16 protein-coding genes are annotated in these 18,103 nt (G+C 41.9%); 3 read left to right on the top strand and 13 right to left on the bottom strand.

Annotation, left to right across the window (positions count from 1 at the left end; all coding sequences use genetic code 11):
• Window positions 1–7: 7 nt before the first annotated feature.
• The 6 genes from ACFQV5_RS12495 to ACFQV5_RS12470 form a co-directional block, all read right to left on the bottom strand.
• Window positions 8–454, bottom strand: coding sequence for a hypothetical protein (locus ACFQV5_RS12495; protein WP_379247210.1), 447 nt, complete (start codon window positions 452–454; stop codon window positions 8–10).
• 40 nt (window positions 455–494) lie between these two features.
• Window positions 495–1,121: a TraX family protein gene (locus tag ACFQV5_RS12490; protein WP_379247208.1), complete on the bottom strand. Its 627-nt coding sequence runs from the start codon at window positions 1,119–1,121 to the stop codon at window positions 495–497.
• Between the two features lie 183 nt (window positions 1,122–1,304).
• Window positions 1,305–2,282, bottom strand: coding sequence for a diaminopimelate dehydrogenase (locus tag ACFQV5_RS12485; RefSeq protein WP_379247206.1), 978 nt, complete (start codon window positions 2,280–2,282; stop codon window positions 1,305–1,307).
• 132 nt (window positions 2,283–2,414) lie between these two features.
• The gene (locus tag ACFQV5_RS12480; protein ID WP_379247204.1) at window positions 2,415–3,620 is read right to left on the bottom strand and encodes an SLC45 family MFS transporter; all 1,206 of its coding nucleotides are present in this window, start codon (window positions 3,618–3,620) and stop codon (window positions 2,415–2,417) included.
• Between the two features lie 4 nt (window positions 3,621–3,624).
• On the bottom strand, window positions 3,625–4,362 hold the full coding sequence (locus ACFQV5_RS12475; RefSeq protein WP_379247202.1) for a glycerophosphodiester phosphodiesterase: 738 nt from the start codon (window positions 4,360–4,362) through the stop codon (window positions 3,625–3,627).
• 215 nt (window positions 4,363–4,577) lie between these two features.
• Entirely contained in the window at window positions 4,578–5,324 is a 747-nt protein-coding gene (locus ACFQV5_RS12470) for a DsbA family protein (protein WP_379247200.1), read from the bottom strand.
• 191 nt (window positions 5,325–5,515) lie between these two features.
• Here ACFQV5_RS12470 and ACFQV5_RS12465 point away from each other — a divergent pair, with 191 nt between their 5' ends.
• Both ACFQV5_RS12465 and ACFQV5_RS12460 read left to right on the top strand, forming a co-directional pair.
• Window positions 5,516–5,977: a MarR family winged helix-turn-helix transcriptional regulator gene (locus ACFQV5_RS12465; protein WP_379247302.1), complete on the top strand. Its 462-nt coding sequence runs from the start codon at window positions 5,516–5,518 to the stop codon at window positions 5,975–5,977.
• A complete protein-coding gene (locus ACFQV5_RS12460) occupies window positions 5,970–7,172 on the top strand; it encodes an MFS transporter (RefSeq protein WP_379247198.1) in 1,203 nt (400 codons plus the stop codon). The genes ACFQV5_RS12465 and ACFQV5_RS12460 overlap by 8 nt, the downstream gene beginning before the upstream one ends.
• Before the next feature lie 21 nt (window positions 7,173–7,193).
• Here the strand turns inward: ACFQV5_RS12460 and bcbE are convergent, their stop codons facing one another.
• The 4 genes from bcbE to ACFQV5_RS12440 all read right to left on the bottom strand — a co-directional run bounded on the left by bcbE (window position 7,194) and on the right by ACFQV5_RS12440 (window position 13,188).
• Window positions 7,194–8,477: a bacillibactin exporter BcbE gene (bcbE, locus tag ACFQV5_RS12455; protein ID WP_379247196.1), complete on the bottom strand. Its 1,284-nt coding sequence runs from the start codon at window positions 8,475–8,477 to the stop codon at window positions 7,194–7,196.
• A 250-nt stretch (window positions 8,478–8,727) separates the two neighbouring features.
• Entirely contained in the window at window positions 8,728–11,055 is a 2,328-nt protein-coding gene (gene helD, locus ACFQV5_RS12450) for an RNA polymerase recycling motor HelD (protein ID WP_379247194.1), read from the bottom strand.
• Between the two features lie 306 nt (window positions 11,056–11,361).
• Complete coding sequence (locus tag ACFQV5_RS12445) at window positions 11,362–12,420, bottom strand: aromatic acid exporter family protein (RefSeq protein ID WP_379247191.1); 1,059 nt, start codon at window positions 12,418–12,420, stop codon at window positions 11,362–11,364.
• A gap of 114 nt (window positions 12,421–12,534) precedes the next feature.
• Complete coding sequence (locus tag ACFQV5_RS12440) at window positions 12,535–13,188, bottom strand: phosphatase PAP2 family protein (RefSeq protein WP_379247189.1); 654 nt, start codon at window positions 13,186–13,188, stop codon at window positions 12,535–12,537.
• 159 nt (window positions 13,189–13,347) lie between these two features.
• Between ACFQV5_RS12440 and ACFQV5_RS12435 the strand changes: the two genes are divergently transcribed.
• The gene (locus ACFQV5_RS12435; protein ID WP_379247187.1) at window positions 13,348–15,654 is read left to right on the top strand and encodes a glycosyl hydrolase; all 2,307 of its coding nucleotides are present in this window, start codon (window positions 13,348–13,350) and stop codon (window positions 15,652–15,654) included.
• Window positions 15,655–15,740: 86 nt separating this feature from the next.
• Here ACFQV5_RS12435 and ACFQV5_RS12430 read toward each other — a convergent pair whose 3' ends face one another.
• The 3 genes from ACFQV5_RS12430 to selD are packed head-to-tail and all read right to left on the bottom strand — an operon-like array spanning window position 15,741 to window position 18,077.
• The gene (locus ACFQV5_RS12430) at window positions 15,741–15,935 is read right to left on the bottom strand and encodes a hypothetical protein (RefSeq protein ID WP_379247185.1); all 195 of its coding nucleotides are present in this window, start codon (window positions 15,933–15,935) and stop codon (window positions 15,741–15,743) included.
• Window positions 15,936–15,951: 16 nt separating this feature from the next.
• A complete protein-coding gene (mnmH, locus tag ACFQV5_RS12425) occupies window positions 15,952–16,986 on the bottom strand; it encodes a tRNA 2-selenouridine(34) synthase MnmH (protein WP_379247183.1) in 1,035 nt (344 codons plus the stop codon).
• A gap of 41 nt (window positions 16,987–17,027) precedes the next feature.
• A complete protein-coding gene (gene selD / locus ACFQV5_RS12420; protein WP_379247181.1) occupies window positions 17,028–18,077 on the bottom strand; it encodes a selenide, water dikinase SelD in 1,050 nt (349 codons plus the stop codon).
• Window positions 18,078–18,103: the final 26 nt, after the last annotated feature.

Here is an 18,103-nt window from a genome sequence, read left to right as displayed (position 1 = left end):
TAAATTTCTATTGTGTCGAAAGTGATAGCCCCTCTTCGCTACTAACCACTTCAGCAATACGTTCTGCCATTTGTATTTCTGTCGGATCCTGCAACGCATCTTGCACTGAACGATAAGAGATAAATGTTCCCTTCTGGCGAGCTTGGCGTATATGTTTCATTAGAATCGCCCCTGCCTCCTCCAGCTTTAAATCACCCCTATTATTATCGATAACTCTGCAAAGCGCTACTATCTTTATTCCATTCAAATCACGAAATTCCATCATACCCAGCGGCACCATGATCCTTCGGTCTTCTTCCGTAAATTCCTTCGCCATATAAAGTGTATATTCAGCAGGAGGCAACGAAATGTGTGATAACTGCTTCTTCTCGGCAATCAATTTTGAGTTTCGAAAAGCTAAGTATCCCGCAACTGTCAAAATGATAAGGCAAGCTACGATCCCCACTTCCAACATGAAAACCTCTCCTTATGTATTCTCATTAACACATCGTATATTAAAACTTCCACACTTGAAGTATTGCCAGCAACAATAAATGTAATGGATAGAATGATCTCCATACCCAGGAACGAACCCGGATTGATTCTAACCGCGCCCAAATAACTGGACCATACGCAAACACAATGGAAGGAAGCAGACTCCACATTTGCAGGATCCATCCATTCAAGAATACGTAGAGGAGATTGAGTGTAAAATGCCACATAACAAGCTTGTCTGCCGGTACATACCGAAAGATCAAAATAAGAAACAAGCCGTAGGAGCCATAATCAAATTCTAAAAGCTCCATAACTAAGCTTGCTGCACCGACGATTAAAGCAGACATGTAAAAGGAGTTTATTCGATCTAATGCCCTAAGCACAATGATACCGGCTAAAAGAGTTACAACTACGTTAAAACTAGTAGAATGTAGTGCCATTTGATACGGTATTTGTGATAACACAGCAATGAGACCTAAACGAAACATATAGCGAGTTCTTGAGGAGGTACGGTCATAACCTTGTACAAGCGCATAAACATACAATGGAAATGCTATCCGCCCAATAATTCGCCATATCTCCTGTTCTGGAAAAAAGATAAGTCCCACGTGATCAATTAACATCGTCAGCATCGCCAATACTTGCACAGGGTTCCTCCCATAGTTATCGCCTGTAAAGGCTATTTCTCACTTCCATCTTACTCCATTATGAGTTGCTTTAGCTTAGGCTGCAAGTTTAACATTCTCTCAATTCGACCTTGCATGCATACAATAGAAAAAGGGCTTCCCTTAAGATCATAGATCTTTAGGAAAAGCCCTTGATAAAGTTTACTATAAAAGTTCTTTACGAAGTTGTGCAGGTGATTTAGGAGAAAGCAATCCAAATGGAATATCAAACACTGTTTTCGCTCCCGTGTCACCAGCTTGTCCAAGTTTAAATGCTGCACGAGCATAAGCAACAAGTACACTTGCTGTAAACTCTGGGTTGCTATCCAGTTTCAAACCAAATTCGATAATCTGGTTATTGTTATCTCCAGTGCGTCCACTGCGAAGGACCATACCACCATGTGGCATTGCGGCGTGATCACGCTTCATTTCTTCTTCGCTAATAAAGTGAACCACTGTATCATAATCAGCAAAATAGTTCGGCATTTCTTTAATCTCATTCTCGATTGCAGTTCGATCAGCCCCATCTTCAGCTACGATAAAGCATTCACGAAGGTGCTTCTCACGCGTGCTAAGCTCAGGATTCTCACCACTGCGAACACGATCAATTGCCTCTTCACGAGGAATCGTGTACTGCACACCATTCTTCACACCAGAAACACGGCGGATCGCATCGGAGTGACCTTGGCTAACACCTTTGCCCCAGAATGTGTACTCATTCCCTTCAGGAAGCACTGCTTCTCCAAGCAATCTGTTCAAGGAGAACAAGCCTGGGTCCCAACCTGTTGAGATCACGCTGACTTTACCACCCTCACGTGCAGCTGCGTCAACACTTTCATAATAAGCAGGAATTTTAGCATGAGTATCAAAGCTATCCACCGTGTGGAATTTACCCGCCAAAGCTGGACCCTGTTCCGGCAGATCCGTTGCTGATCCTCCGCAAAGAATCAATACATCAATTAACTCTTTATAGTTATCTAATTCAGATATGTGTACTGCTGTAGCCTCCGAGGAAACCCCTTGTGGATCCCGGCGGGAAAATACAGCCTTCAATTCGAAATCGGAATTTTGCTTCAGGGCTTTCTCAACTCCGCGGCCCAGGTTTCCGTATCCAACGATCCCCACTCTTATCTTGTGTGTCATTTTATGCCTCCTTGGTATTTAACTTTTGTTATTGTACCAAGAGTTTCGTGATATTTATATAATTACCAGCAAAGAAGTACAAACTTTTCGTTGAAATATCCATCCATCATATCCAGTTGGTATAAACAGATACTAAACACCCAGAGCAGAATTTTTGTTTTTAGTGCGGTTTAAACTTTCAGGATGACGGATCATGGAAACACAGAACAATGCGACGAGCATACTGCCTGCTGCACAATAGAATAAGATGGAATACCCGAACACATCTATAAGCTGTCCAAGTAAAGGTGGAGACGAAATGGCCGCTAGTGAAGATACCAGATAATACAACCCTGTACGGGTGCCTATACTTTCCTCCGAACCCGTAGAAACGATAAACGGATAGGAGTTTATATTGATACAAGCCCAGAACAAGCCCCCAATGATCAATAAAACACGTAATAGTAGCAAAGAGCCAATAAATGGAACGAGGGCAAAAACCACAAACAATCCGGTAACACCGATAAGGATGATTCGTTTCTTACCATACTTGCTACCGAGCCAGCCGCTTGGAATGGCAAATAGCACAAAGGCAAGAGAGAAGAATGTCAATGAGAATGAAGCTGCAGATTCACTCAATCCCATCTCATTTTTACCGTATAAAGTGAACAGCGTTTCCACACCTTGATAACCGACAAACCAGAAAAAAATCGCCGCCAGTAAAAAGATGGTTGTACGATCCAATTGTCCTTTAAAGGAGATCTTCGTCTTGACTTCAGTCTGCGCGGTATATCCAGGTGCATCACGTTTCTCTTTAATAAATCGCATCAGTATAAGCATCGAGATCAGGGTGACACATGCAGCTGCAATAAACGGAAATGATGGATTCGACTTATAAAGAATAGATCCCGCACCGAAAGCAAGGATAGATCCCACTCCGCCCATAAAGTTAATAATTCCGTTCGCCCGGGTCCGGTTCTTCTCTGCTGTAATATCCGGCATAAGCGCTACTGTTGGAGAGCGGTAGAGACTCATAGCCAGATTCATCAGCACCATAAACAATATTAGAGTCAGCATTCCTGTGTGGAAGGGAATAAGGGCAGTAAATAAAGCACCCAACGGCATCCCGATAAGAAGGTAAGGCATTCTTCTCCCAAATCGTGTACGAGTCTTGTCACTTCTGCTACCGATCCATGGCTGTAAGAATAGAGCAAAATAATTATCAATGGTCATTATAAAACCAATCATGGCTACGCTCGATATGTATCCTTCTAGAAAATACGGAACAAACGCATTGTATAATGCCCAGGTGATGCTGATGCTGAAAAAACCGAATCCTAACAGCCATGTTTTTCTCACATATTCACGCTCCTTCAGTTTGAAGCAATTGATTCAACAAATCTGGATGGTCTGTTATAATCCCTGCCACTTTAGCCGCTATCAAGCGCTTCATCTCTTGAGGATCATTTACGGTAAACGGGTGATACACAATCCCTCTAGCTTTTGCTTCTTCTACCCATTCCGGCAATACAGCATATTTGTTAGCGTGCAGCGCATCAGCACCTACAGTCTGAGCATATTCCCAAGCTTTATACAGACCTTCCATATATAAAATACCTGTGCGAATTTCAGGTGCTAATGCCTTGCATTTTACAAGTGAATAATGATTGAAACTGGATAATACTACGCGATCTTCCATGCCTAAGCTTTGAACCATTGCAATAACCTTTTCCTCAAGTCCTGGATATTGAATGATCCCATTTTTCAATTCAATGTTTATAACCGTGCCATGATTCTTTGTTAGTAGAAGCAACTCCTCCAGTGAGGGTAGTCGCTCTCCACGGAAATCCTCATTGAACCAGGCACCTGCATCAAACTCTCTTATCTCTTCCCATGTATAATCCTTAACGAATCCTTGACCATTCGTAGTTCTCCTCAACGTTTCATCATGAATAAGGACAAGACTTCCATCCTTAGTCATCTGAACATCGGTCTCGATCCCTGTCGCTCCAAGCTCTAATGCCTTACGAAATGCAGCCATCGTGTTCTCAGGACAGACAGCCGAGGCTCCGCGGTGAGCAAAGTTAATAATAGGTGTCATTTTGTATTCCTCCTGATTGTCTATTGAATATCATTACTTTATAGTAGCTCTTAATTGTTAAGGCTGTGTTTGAGGAATGTAACAATCTATTCGTACGTTATTCACTTTCCACTTTCCATATTCCACATTCATCCAGTAAACCCTCTACGCAATCATAAAAAAAGCCAGACACATTACCGTGCCTGGCTTTCCTTAATAGAACTTACTTCTAATCACTATTTAGCATTTTCATCTATAAATGCTTTTAATGTTTCGAACGTTGGATCTTCAAATTTCACACCGTTAACAAATATGGTTGGAGTACCATTTACACCTTGCTTGTCTGCTATATCTAAATCACGTTTTACATTTTTAATATATTTCTCAGACTTCAGGTCTGACTTAAACTGCTCGAGCGGTACTTCTGGCATTTCTTCTTTCACCAAGTTTGTTATGAAGGAATACGTTGCCCATTGTTTATCCTTATCACCTTGCCGCTCAGTCATTAATTCATGATACTTCCAGAAATATTCCGGATTCATCTGATATAATGTTTCTCCCGCTAAAGCTGCAAGTACAGAGTCCGGAGCTAAAAATGCCATATCTACGTATACAAAATTTGCTTTTCCCGTGTCAATATACTCTGTTTTCAGCTTCGGAAACACTTCCTCTGTCCAAATCTTGCAGTAAGGACATTTATAATCCGAAAATTCTACGATTTGAATTGGTGCATTTAGATCTCCTAAGACAGGCTGGTTATTAACATCAAAATCTTCCGGTGTATCACCAGCTTGTACCTGAGCAAGGTCCGGATAATCCATATCCGCTTTATCATTCATCATAAACAAGGCAGTCAAAGCAGCAATGATAATGATGCCATTTGCGATTCCAATTAATGTTTTTTTATGCGGTGATAAAGATTCACCTGATTTAGATCGGTTTGAATACTGCCCCGATGACTGTTTACGTCTGCTCTCTCCCAACGATCTCTCCTCCATTTTTTTAGTTTTTATTATAAAAATTATAAATATATCCCCTTCGCGCTTCCTAGGACATATCTCTCTAAAGCCACTATTTCATTATAGAATTCGTCAGAATCTTGACTGATTAAACTTGTTAAACATATAATTGTCAAGACAACTATTTATAACACAATAGAAATGCGGTGAATTTTATGATGAACTCTGATCACTATTCGATCGGTTTCCAACTCGGATATACCTATCGCCGAGCCTCCAATCTGTTTCTAAGTAAATTAAAACCATTTGATATTACACCTGAACAGTGGTCCGTCCTTAATCAGATTGCAATCAGCGAAGGTTTGAACCAAAAAGAAGTCGCAGCCAGACTAGACAAAGATCAACCGACAACGACAAGAATTCTCGATTTACTTGAAAAAAAAGGGCTTATTTATCGTGAGGTATCTCCTCATGACCGTAGAGCCTTTTTACTGCACATTACTGAATCCGGTCAAGCTCTGCTTGCCTCTACTATGCCGCTCGAACAAGAATGCGGTCGTCTTATTTCAGAAGGCATTAATTCTCATGAGATGGATTTGTTCAAGGATATCCTCTCTCGAATGAATGCAAACCTCAAAAGAAATGAACACAACAGGAGAAATGACATTCATGAATAACACAGCAAATAAATTATGGACTAAAGAATTCGTAATCTTAACATTAAGCAACCTGTTCTTGTTCCTAACGCTTCAGATGCTTCTATCTACATTACCGGTTTATGCTAAAGAAGCATTCGGAGCCAATGCGACGCAGGTAAGCCTGATCACAAGCTTGTTCGCATTCAGCGCTATCGCTTCCAGACTGTTTTCCAGCAAAGCATTGGAGAATGGAAAACGTCGTCAATTACTCTATATCGGACTATTCCTTTCCCTGCTTGCTGTATTTGGTTATTACTTGGCCTCGGGTATCGGATTCCTATTGTTAATGCGCGTCTTATTCGGCATCGGCTTCGGTATGACCAGTACCTCCTTCCCAACAATGGCTTCGGACATCATACCGGCTAAACGTTTAGGAGAAGGAATGGGATACTTTGGCCTCTCTACGACACTGGCGATGTCCATTGGCCCCATGATTGGATTAACTCTTCTTCAAGGGGGAGGTTTTACGCCGCTTGTCTTTCTGACAGCTGCGATCAATATTATTATTTTTCCATTAGCATTTCTTTTAACATCAAGAACACCTAAGTCACACAAAGAACCAGCACCAGTCCCTATCGAAAAGGACAAAAAAACATCCGTTATGCGTCGATTGCTACTGCCATCGGTTTTGAATTTTTTGATATCTATTACGTATGGTGGTTTGCTCAGCTTCCTGGCTCTATACGGCAAAGAAGTTCATCTCTCCAATCCACAATACTTCTTTCTGTTTAATGCCCTTGCTATTATTCTAATCCGTCCTATATCAGGAAGATTGTATGACCGTTTTGGACATAAAGCCTTATTAGTCCCTGGTGCAATCTGCATGCTCGCAGGGCTTTTACTGCTTACATACTCAACATCAATTGGAGGCTTGCTTCTTTCTGCAATCTGTTATGGTCTTGGTTTCGGTTCATTGCAGCCTTCTCTGCAAACCTGGATGATTCAGGAAGTCCCTCCCCAACAACGCGGTATGGCTAACGGAACCTTCCTGAATTCCCTAGACTTCGGTGTCGCGATTGGTTCCATGCTTCTTGGAGTAATTGCAAGCTATTCTAGCTATGCGGTCATGTATCGTTATTCTGCCATAGCACCCGCTTTAGTAGTCATCATTTACATTGTTGCCCTAATCCTAAAAACTTCCTCTAGCACATCAAAACAAAAACTCACACCATAGGTCTCATTAAAAAACCTTGCCTTATTTAGGGGCAAGGTTTTTGCGTGTACGCAAACGCTGTTTTTTATATTCCATTTTGTGAAGACCGCCATCTTTATCATCCTCTTCTTTCTCCTCTTCTGGCTTAACAGCAAAGAAGGTTAATAGCGCGCCGATCCCAGATACTGCGGCTAACACACTAAACAAAACCCAATGATTAGCCCCTAGCAGAAGTGAGACGACTGGTGGTCCAAGAGAAACCCCGATGAAACGCATACTACTGTACAGTGAAGTGATCGTGCCCCGCTGTTCTTTATCTACACCTTCCGTAAGCAGCGTATCCATACTTGGAAGAACAAGGCCGATCCCGGTACTCCCTAGCGTCATCAGACCAACAACAAAATAAATTTGTGCGCTAAATCCTGTAATGATGAGGGAAGCTGTCAACAATGTCATGCCAATAAAAGCCGTCCACTTCATGCCTGCCTTATTATTGCCAATAAATTTCCCTGCTAGATACGATGCTAAACAAAGCGCAGCGAGCGGTATAGCTAATACAAGACCTTTAATAACCCCTTTTAACTGATATGTCGACTCTAATACCTCAGATAAATAAAATAACACGCCGAATACGCCAAACATAGCGATACCGCCGATAGCAAAAATCGCATACATCCATCGTCCTTTTTCCTTTAGAACCTCTTTGGTTGTTTTCAAAAAATCCCGAATCGATTGTTTATTCTCCTTATGCTTTGGCGGCTTCACAAGAAAAATGACCAACACAATGGAGATTAGACAAAGTGCAGGTATCGCAATAAACGGTAAAAACCATACCACACTTCCTAGAAGTGCTCCTAGGATTGGACTTAATACTTTACCAAACGTATTTGAAGTTTCAATAATTCCCAGGCTTTTGCTCACTTCTTCATCTTCTTTAAACATATCGCCTACAAGTGGTATAACAATGGGAAAAGCACCCGCAGCTCCAATACCTTGGAGCAACCTACCTGCCAAAATTACAGCATACGCACCCATTCCGTTCATTAACCAAGCAGCAATCGCAGAAACGCCACCACCTACAGCAGCTATAACCAAGCTTGGAATGATGATTTTCTTACGACCATATCGGTCTGAGAGAAAACCCGCGATCGGGATCAGGAGTATAGCCACAACTGCATAAACCGTAATTAACATACTAACCATAAAAGAGCTAATACCCAATTCCCTGGATATCTGAGGAAGAATGGGAATCAACATGGAATTACCCAGTGTCATAATTAACGGTATTGATGCAAGGGCGATTAGATCCCATTTCTTGTTTTCCACGAAGAAGACCACCTTTAACATCATTTACGTCATATATTATATTGTGGGTTCTTTCCCCTGTAGTATGCATGCCAAAAAGTGATATGATTGTCTACACTTTATATCCAGACATTAGCCTTAATAAATTTCCTGAAAGATGGATGGAAATGAATAGACGTAAAAACATCGCCACTACGAAATGGATGTATCAGGACCATTTCATAGTGGCGATGTTAAAGTAAAAATAATATTCAATTAACTACCCTATACATCAAGGAAGAAAAGGACTCTTTTCACCCAGATGATAAATATGAAGCTCGTGCATGGCACGGGTGCATGCGGTGTAGAACAGCTTCCGTTCACTTTCCTTGTTATAGACTTCATTCGATCCGTTATAAATAATAACAGCATCAAATTCTACACCTTTGGCTAGGTAGGCGGGTACAACAAGCGTTCCTTTTTCAAATGCAGGAGTGCTTTTTGTTATTAATCTGACAGGAATATGAGCGGAAAGCTGCTCCTTAACACGTCGACTTTCCTCTTCTGTCTTACAGATGACCGCAACATAATGATAACCCTTATCATGAAGACTGCGGATATCTGATACAACAGCGTCATTCAGTTCAGCCTCTGATTCTACCGAAAGAATACGCGGTTCTTCTCCGGGTCGGTTGAATGGAATGATCTTCTCTCCTCCAGGAATCATCTTCCGGGTAAAATCGACGATTTCATAGGTCGATCTATAGCTCCTAGTTAACGAGATGACTTCTGTTTCCTCTTGCCCATAAAGACTGACGAGATTCTCAAGACTTCCTAATGCCTCGCCATGAGCATAAATAGCTTGGTTCAGGTCACCGAGCACCGTCATCTTCGCACGCGGGAAAAGCCGCTTTAGAAACTCCAGCTGAAATGCGGAATAATCCTGCACTTCATCCACAATAACATGACGAATGGATGTATTGGTACGGAAGCCTTGTAAAAGTTCTTTCAAATAAAGAAATGGAGTTGCATCTTCGTAAAATAACTCCTTGTGTTCGATCTTCTGCATCGTTTGGCTGCACACTTCACTCCAGTTGTCTGGTAAGGCTGCATCATTACCGGCCAATCGACGGAATAACCGCTCATCTGCGAACAACTTACGATACAATCCTTTAACATCAACATACCGGTACCGTTTGACCCAGCGACGTATTGGTTTAAGGCGATCACTGACCACCATACGGCCCAGTAACTCCTTTTCCCTATCAAAATCATTGAAGCTAACTTCATTCTTCTTCATCTTCTGCTTACGACGCATCGTCTGAAAAGCACGATGATAATCATCTTCATCAAGCAACTCAATCTGATCCTCAACCCACGGCTCCTTGCGTTCTTCATGGGCAAAATCCGATAAACGTTTCAGGATCCAATCCTTCATTAAATCAAGCCTTCCCGCTAACTTAACAGCGGAATCATATTCATAAAACTGTGCTACCATTTCATCACTACTTACGATAACTTTACCTTGGAAGACAATCGGTCTAAACATCATGCCTTCCTTCTCCAACAGATCTTTATAAGAACGAATGACATCCAAATAAGGTACGGAGGATTTATAGGTAATTCCCGCAAGCCGTGCACGGTGAGAAGGAGTATCCGGTGCATTTAACAGTAGCTCAGTCTGTGTAAACACATCTTCAAGTTCAAATTCTTTGCCAAGTCGGTGTTCCAGATAGGACTGGAATGTCGTCTGCTGCATATTCTCTTCCCCGAGCTCAGGCAACACTGTGGATACATAACTGTTAAAGAGCGGGTTTGGAGAGAACAAAATCATTTGATCAGCTTGTAGTATTTCTCTGTACTTATATAGTAAATAAGCGACCCTTTGCAGTGCAGCTGATGTTTTACCACTTCCTGCCGCCCCCTGCACAATTAGCATTCGAGTTTTGTCATTACGAATCACAGCATTTTGTTCACGTTGAATTGTAGCTACAATGCTTTTCATGCGATCATCGGCACTATGACTAAGCACTTGTTGAAGCAGTTCGTCGCCTATCGTTACACCTGTATCAAATAGGACCTCAATAACACGATCGTGGATGACAAACTGCCGCTTTAGACTCATCTCACCCGAAACGGTTCCGGAAGGAGTCTCATATTGGGTTATACCTGGCGATCCATCATAATATAGACTGGATATCGGTGCACGCCAATCATAAACTAGAAATGTCTCCGTAGTGTCATCCATAAAGGATCCAATTCCAAGATAAATCGACTCCACTTCTGTAGTGCCTTCTTCCCGAAAGTCGATCCGTCCAAAATAAGGGGAATATACAAGCCTCTTATATTTTTTCAGTGCTTTACTGGATTGCAGGTGAGTCCTTTCTCTTTCCGAAAGCACCTGAGACTGCTGTCGCAAGTTAGTTGATGTCTCCCCCAGATCATCAGGGTTACTAAAATTGACGGTTACTTCATCCCAGAATTCTTTACGCATGGTGATGACATCATCGCGTACTAAACCAACATCAGCTTCAAGCTGGTTAATTTTACGGCTGATTTTGTCAGTGACCTCAGTTACTCGTGCTTGTTCATCCTTCCAATCCTGATCGGTTATCGCCATTTCTTCATCTCCCTATTTTAAACATTGACAACAAAATCAACATGTGATATAATTGAAATGTATTAGATATGAACTTGTATCTGTGTTTAATCAGACCAAGTTCTATTGTAACAGGCTGCATATCATTAATCAATATGATTACCCAGAAGTCGGCTAAAGTAGCCGATTTTTTTGTATTCATCAACAAGTAGTAATCGGTTTGCCCCTTAACTAAAAGAGAAAAGACAAGAAACAGGCTGACTTTAAGTGCAGCCTGTTCTTTAATCTATCCCCATCAGACGATGATATCATTTTCCTAGTCTAACCTTATTTTTTGAGCCAAGCGAGAATTCCAGCATTGTTTTCCTTTTTTTCGACAAAACGACTGATATGATCTGCAACCCGATTTAGACGATCTAGAGTGTGTCCATAATCATACATGGCTGCTGCTACAATGGTCATCCGGAATCCTCCCGGTTCAAGCCCAGCACCACATATCACTTGATCCATAAACGCTTCATTCTGTTCTGCCATACTTTCAGCTTCATCCTCATTAGGCTTCAGCTTATCCTCAAATTTCCACAAAATATGCTCATGAAATTTAATCAGACTTTCGAGTTGTGCATCAAACTGATGATCAACCGCTTCTGTTCTCTTCGCCTGAAAATAATGATTCTCCACAGCATTAAGCACTTCATAACCTTTTTGTAATGAGATTAGCAGATGCTTATACACTACCAGTTGTCTCGAGTGGCTGTATTTAGCCCGCTTTAGTTTCTTCTGCTCTTCCTCAAACAAATGGTATTTATCTGCGAGGGACTTTATCGTTCCTTCCAAGCTATTCAATTCGTCCCGATAAACTGAATCTTTAATTTCATGAGAAATAGCGGTTCGCAGCAACAGTGACATCTTGCCAAACACGCTGTTGATCTGTTTGAAATATTGATCTCTGGGTTTTGGAGGGAAGACGATAATGTTAATTAAGAATGCAGAAATGATACCGATCAGCGTTAGAAAAAAACGATTGATTGCGAAGTCCCATTGTCCAGATGCCTCCATAACAGAAATAACAGTAACTAACGTTAGTCCTATCGTTTCACCCATATTTAATTTAATACAGATCATGATGACGAGTATACATACAAGTCCCACTGCGATCGGTTGATTTGTCAGAAAATACCCTCCAAGCATCGCTAGTATCGCACCTAGAGTACTTGTCTGCAGTTGATCAAGGAAGTATTTCCACGACCGGTAAATTGAAGGCTGCATAGCAAAAATCGCAGCAACCGCAGCACCGACCGGTGATGATATACCTAATAACATCGTCAGATAGAGGGCTAAAGTTACAGCCAAACCCGTTTTAAACATTCTTGCGCCAAAGGCCATTGGCACGCCCTCCTTAAACATATTTCTTTTCCACTAATCATGTATAATGGATACATCTAAATTATTGCAATAACTTTTATCATATACGGATTAATTACCCCATGTGTTGCAATATTATACACTGTGTTTTTGTTGTGATTCATATACACCTAGTGCTAACATTAACCATGAACAACTTGCCAAATAACCGCCGATTACATCACTAGGATAGTGCACACCTAAATAAATTCGACTTATCCCAATGGATAGTATAATTACAATAAATACAATTAGAACAATATTTCTTTGCGCACCCGTATCCAAATACGCCCATAATAAGAATGTTAATATGCCGTACAATGTAAAAGCGCTCATGGAGTGTCCACTAGGAAAGCTATATCCAGTCACTTCTATCAAAAGGTTAATATCAGGTCTTAATCGCTGAAACATATTCTTCAATAAGACATTAAGAATTGCTGAACTCAATATGACAGCAATAAAGAACATCGCTTCTCTTCTGGTTTGTAATACAAAGTACATAAATGTAAAAACCACTATACAAATTACAATGATTGATACATTGGAACCCATATTAGTAACCCCCTTAGCGACAACAGTCAGCCAAGGTTGCTCAAATCTACGTACAATTTCTGTGAAATAGGTATCCAATCTGGACACTTTTTCCGAAATAACTAGTAGGGCTACTCCTACAAAGGCTAGAAATGAAAGAAACGATATGGTCCAAAACCATCGGATCCGGGTATAAGAATAAGTATGATTATGACTCATGAAGTTCTCTCCTTATGCCTGTTCTCCATATAAAATGGCCAGAAACAAGATAGTATCACGTTCATTAACGGTTGTACAGTTCTATCCGTTAAGGCTTATATTTTCATTAAATTTCACTTATTATCACCGATTCACTATGAAACATTCAAGGAGGTTCAAATGAAAGCCAAACGCTGGATTACTTCTGCCTTCGGGCTGATCATAAGTTGCTCACTTTCCGTTCCTGCTGCTGCCTTTACTGGAGAGATGAATACAGGAGCTGGATCGTACACGAATATTCTTCCAGAATCATCGCGGTCTCCATCATCCGACATTTATCGAACTTCAAATGTAACTGGTAAGATCCCCACCAATGACTGGTGGAGCAGCTTAGCCTGGAATACATATTCAGAGGCCCAATATCCTCACCCGCTTGCTGTCAAAAACGAGCCCGCTGGATTTCGTGTTTATAATCCTAGCCCGCGAATATATGCAGACAGCTCTGCTATTATAGGTTCTATGAATCAATCCGGCGACCTTACCGTCGGACACTCTGAAACAGATCTATTCCCAGATGCCAAAGTCGATCATTATAATGATTGGTTTGTTAGAGCAAAGTACACATCAGGATTAAACACAATGCAGGTTACATATGGCCATGGTTCCCCTTTCATATTCTTTACATATAACAACGGGTCACCATACATATCATTCGATTCTGTACCGAAGGTCTGGTACGGTAATGCAAAAAGTCCGGTTCTTGGTGTTAGCATAGACGGCGCTCATTACGGTCTGTACGGACCAACCGGCAGCACATGGGATGGCATTGGCAGCCGTCAGCTGACCAATTCACTGAACGGTAAAGATTACTTTTCCATAGCTGCACTGCCTGATGACAAGCCAGAAACCCTTAAGAAGTTCGAACAATATGCTTATTCACATGTCACGGATACTAAAGTAAGCTGGTCATTTGATTCTTCTACCAGTGAACTAACCACTACGTACAAGTTCAATACAGAGCCGAAAGAAGGAACCAGGACTGGAACGATTTATGCAATGTATCCACATCAATGGAAGCATTCGAACAATACGAATCTTTCATTTACATACCCATCCGTACGCGGCACCATGAAGACAGGAGAAGGCACTTCTTTTGAAACCATAATGAAATATCCTGGTGTCCTTCCATCACTGCCAGATCAAGGATCATACGATCGAGAGCTGCTCGCCGAGTATATTGAAGAGGCTGCAGCTGAAGATTATTATGGTTCTCCTGACTCTTACTCTATAGGTAAACGACTTGGAAAACTAACTGCATTAGCTCCAATAGCCGATCAAATTGGAGATAGCGTCTCTGCTGACAAGTTCCGAGAAGAAATAAGATCCCGTCTGGAAAACTGGTTTACAACTAGTGACGAAATGGGAAATCCCAAACAATCGGAAATGTTTTATTATAACAATGATTGGGGGTCACTCATTGGATATCCTGCGAGTTACGGTTCAGATATGGAGCTAAACGATCATCATACTCAATATGGCTATTTCCTTAAAGCTGCTGCCGAACTTGCTCGGACAGATAAAAGCTGGGCCGCAAGCAGTCAGTACGGTTCAATGGTTGATCTCCTGATACGGGATATTGCCAGTGATGACAGAAATGATCCTATGTTTCCTTTTCTTCGGCAATTTGATCCATATGCAGGTCATTCATGGTCATCTGGACATGGGAGATTTAGCGATGGTAATAATAGCACCTCTTCATCGGAATCGATGAATGCCTGGGCAGCTCTTATTTTGTGGGGAGAAGCAACCGGTGATCAAGATACAAGAGACCTTGGAATCTACTTATATACAACCGAAATGTATGCCATTAATGAATACTGGTTTGATACATCGGGCACGAATTACCCGTCAAATTTCACACGCTCTAACGCGAGCATTATCTGGGGAGGTAAGACAACCGGTGATTCAACCATGTGGACGGCCAATCCAGCTGAAGTACATGGGGTTAATTGGCTTCCGATAACAGGATCATCTCTGTATCTCACTAGGTTCCCTTCTTACGCAGGTGAGAATTATGACACGATGGTTCGCGAAAATGAAGGAACTGATTTCAATACATGGAATGATCTCATTTATATGTACTTAGCCATTTCTGATCCTACAGAAGCGATCAAACAGTTTGAGTCACGAGCAACTTCCAGCATACCGGAGCAAGGCAACTCGAAAGCCAACACGTATCACTGGATTCATAATTTAAATACGCTTGGCACCCAGGATCCAAACATCACTTCAGACTATCCGTTATACGCTGTATTTGATAAAAACGGTAATAAAACTTATGTTGTATATAACATGAGCAGTTCAGTAAAAACGGTTCGTTTCTCGGATGGCACTGAGGTCATTGCATACCCAAACCGTTTCACTACATACGATGGTTCACAAGACTTATCCGCTAATTCTTTTCAGGCTCCAGCTGCATCATACTAAACTAATACATCAAAAAAAGAGCCCTGCTATCTATTCACAGTTGGCTCTTTTTTTTTGATTTGTTGATTGACGTTTCCTCTCACCTATCAGTTATAAACAATCCAAATCGCTCCAAATACGAACAATGCTAGTGTGTACATAATGACCAAACGCACTATATTAGCTTTTGTCTTCCGTTCATACTTCGGATTAGACTTCTTGTTCTCTTGGGACAAGCCAACCATAACGGTGGCTATTCCTCCAATTAATACGATACTAATGACGATGACATAAGGTAACACGCCAATCCCCCTTTTTTTAGAAACGCCGTTTCAGAAGCTCCTTCACCGCCTGCACCCCTTCTTCGATGCTTTCAATATGCAGTACTAGCTGCTTGTTATCATCGTATTGACGGGAAGAATGATCGTATTTCGGATCATAATAATGTTCCAACAGCAGCCTAATAGCTTCAGAAAAGCGATCTTCGGCAAGGCAGCGGCTAATTTCCGCAGCAATCGGTGTATGAATACGACCTTTAATCCGATTAAAAGCTTGAATGTATTCTGCTTTATACTCGGCGGGCTGATAATCCTTCATAATCTGTGTGACACGTTCTTCTAATGGCATATCCATGACAACGACCACGCCAGACTCTTTCTTCTCCATAAGAAAGTCAGGAAGGACGATTTTTCCGATCCGTTTACTCTCTGCTTCGAATAGAACATAAGGCGTTCGACCAATTTCTTTTAACCGTTCATACAGCAAAGCATCAAACATCTTCTGATTACGCGATTTAAGTCCGATATGACCAAAGATCGAACCCCGGTGCCCCGATAATCCTTCTAGATCGAGCACCGGATATCCTTCTTTCTGTAGCTGTTGAAGAACCGCTGTCTTACCTGTTCCTGTGAATCCATGCAGAACAACGGCTTCCGCGTCTAATTTATTCTGACTGAGTGTATCCAAAACCAGCTTGCGGTAAGCTTTAATCCCGCCTTGAATCCGATATACATGTACATCCATCAGAGAGAGCACGGTCGCTGCTGTTCTACTACGCATTCCGCCTCTCCAACAGAATACCGCTTTATTACCTTCTATCTCCTTAAATTCTTTCACAAAAGCGGGAAGCTTGGCGGACATCAATTCCAGCCCGCGTTCCTTAGCTGCATCAACACTCACCTGTTTATACAGGGTGCCAATCTCCGCTCTTTCTTCATCATTAAACACTGGAATATTATAACTCCCAGGAATCGTTGAATCTTTAAATTCTGAAGGAGATCTAACATCGATCAGACTGAATTGTTTACTGCTCTGAAGTTTCAGTAATTCCTCCACACTGATGTCTTGAAACATATGCGTACGCTCCTTTATCTATAACCCGACCACTCTAGTTGTTACTCGACGACAATCGTCCCTGGATGCTGACTCGTCACGCGACCGATCATTCCTGCCTCAACACCTGCATCCAGCAGTTCCTGAAGCAGCTTTCCAGCTTCACTCTCATCAACTGCGATGAGTAAGCCACCTGAAGTAACCGCATCACACAAGATCCAGCGATCGATTTGATCCATCTCCTCAGGGAATTGAACAGAATCACTTACATGCGCATGATTATTCTTCGTACCGCCAGGTATTACCCCCGCTTCGGCGATTTCGCGAACTCTAGGAAGCACAGGGACCTGATCTTTAACAATAACGATGCCGTTCCCACTTCCTTTGGCCATTTCTAGAGTGTGCCCCATCAGACCAAAGCCTGTAACATCTGTGCATGCATGCACTGGATAGTTATCCATGATTTCAGCTGCAGTTTTATTAAGGCCTGCCATGACTGAGGTTACGCGGGAGATCTCTTCATCGTTAAGCATGTCCTTTTTAATGGAGCTTGTAAGAATGCCCACACCAATCGGCTTCGTCAAAATAAGTGCATCTCCTGGTTTAGCTCCAGCATTGGTTCGAACCTTATCCGGATGAACAATACCCGTTACAGCAAGGCCGAATTTAGGTTCTTTATCATCAATGGAGTGACCCCCGACAAGTGTAACTCCTGCTTCTTTCAACTTGTCTCCTGCACCACGTAATATGTCTGATAGGACCTGCTTATCCAGCGTCGTAATCGGAAAAGCTACGATATTGAGCGCAGTCAGCGGCTTACCACCCATCGCATAGATATCACTGATGGCATTAGCTGCTGCGACCTGACCAAACGAATACGGATCATCCACAATTGGAGTGAAGAAATCAACAGTCTGCACCATCGCAAGTTCATCAGTTAACCGATATACGCCTGCATCATCACTTGTATCCAGTCCAACAAGGAGATTAGGGTTGGGTTCCACAGGTGGGAGTGTACGGATCACTTGTGCCAGATCCGCAGGTCCGATTTTGCAGCCACATCCCCCTTTGGAAGAGTAAGACGTTAGTTTGATTTTTTCTGATTGGTTCATGATGAATCATCCCTTCTTACATTTAT

The organism is Paenibacillus sp. GCM10028914 (genome assembly GCF_042666275.1).
Classification (GTDB): domain Bacteria; phylum Bacillota; class Bacilli; order Paenibacillales; family Paenibacillaceae; genus Paenibacillus_AQ.
This window is presented reverse-complemented; position numbering and strand designations above follow the sequence as displayed.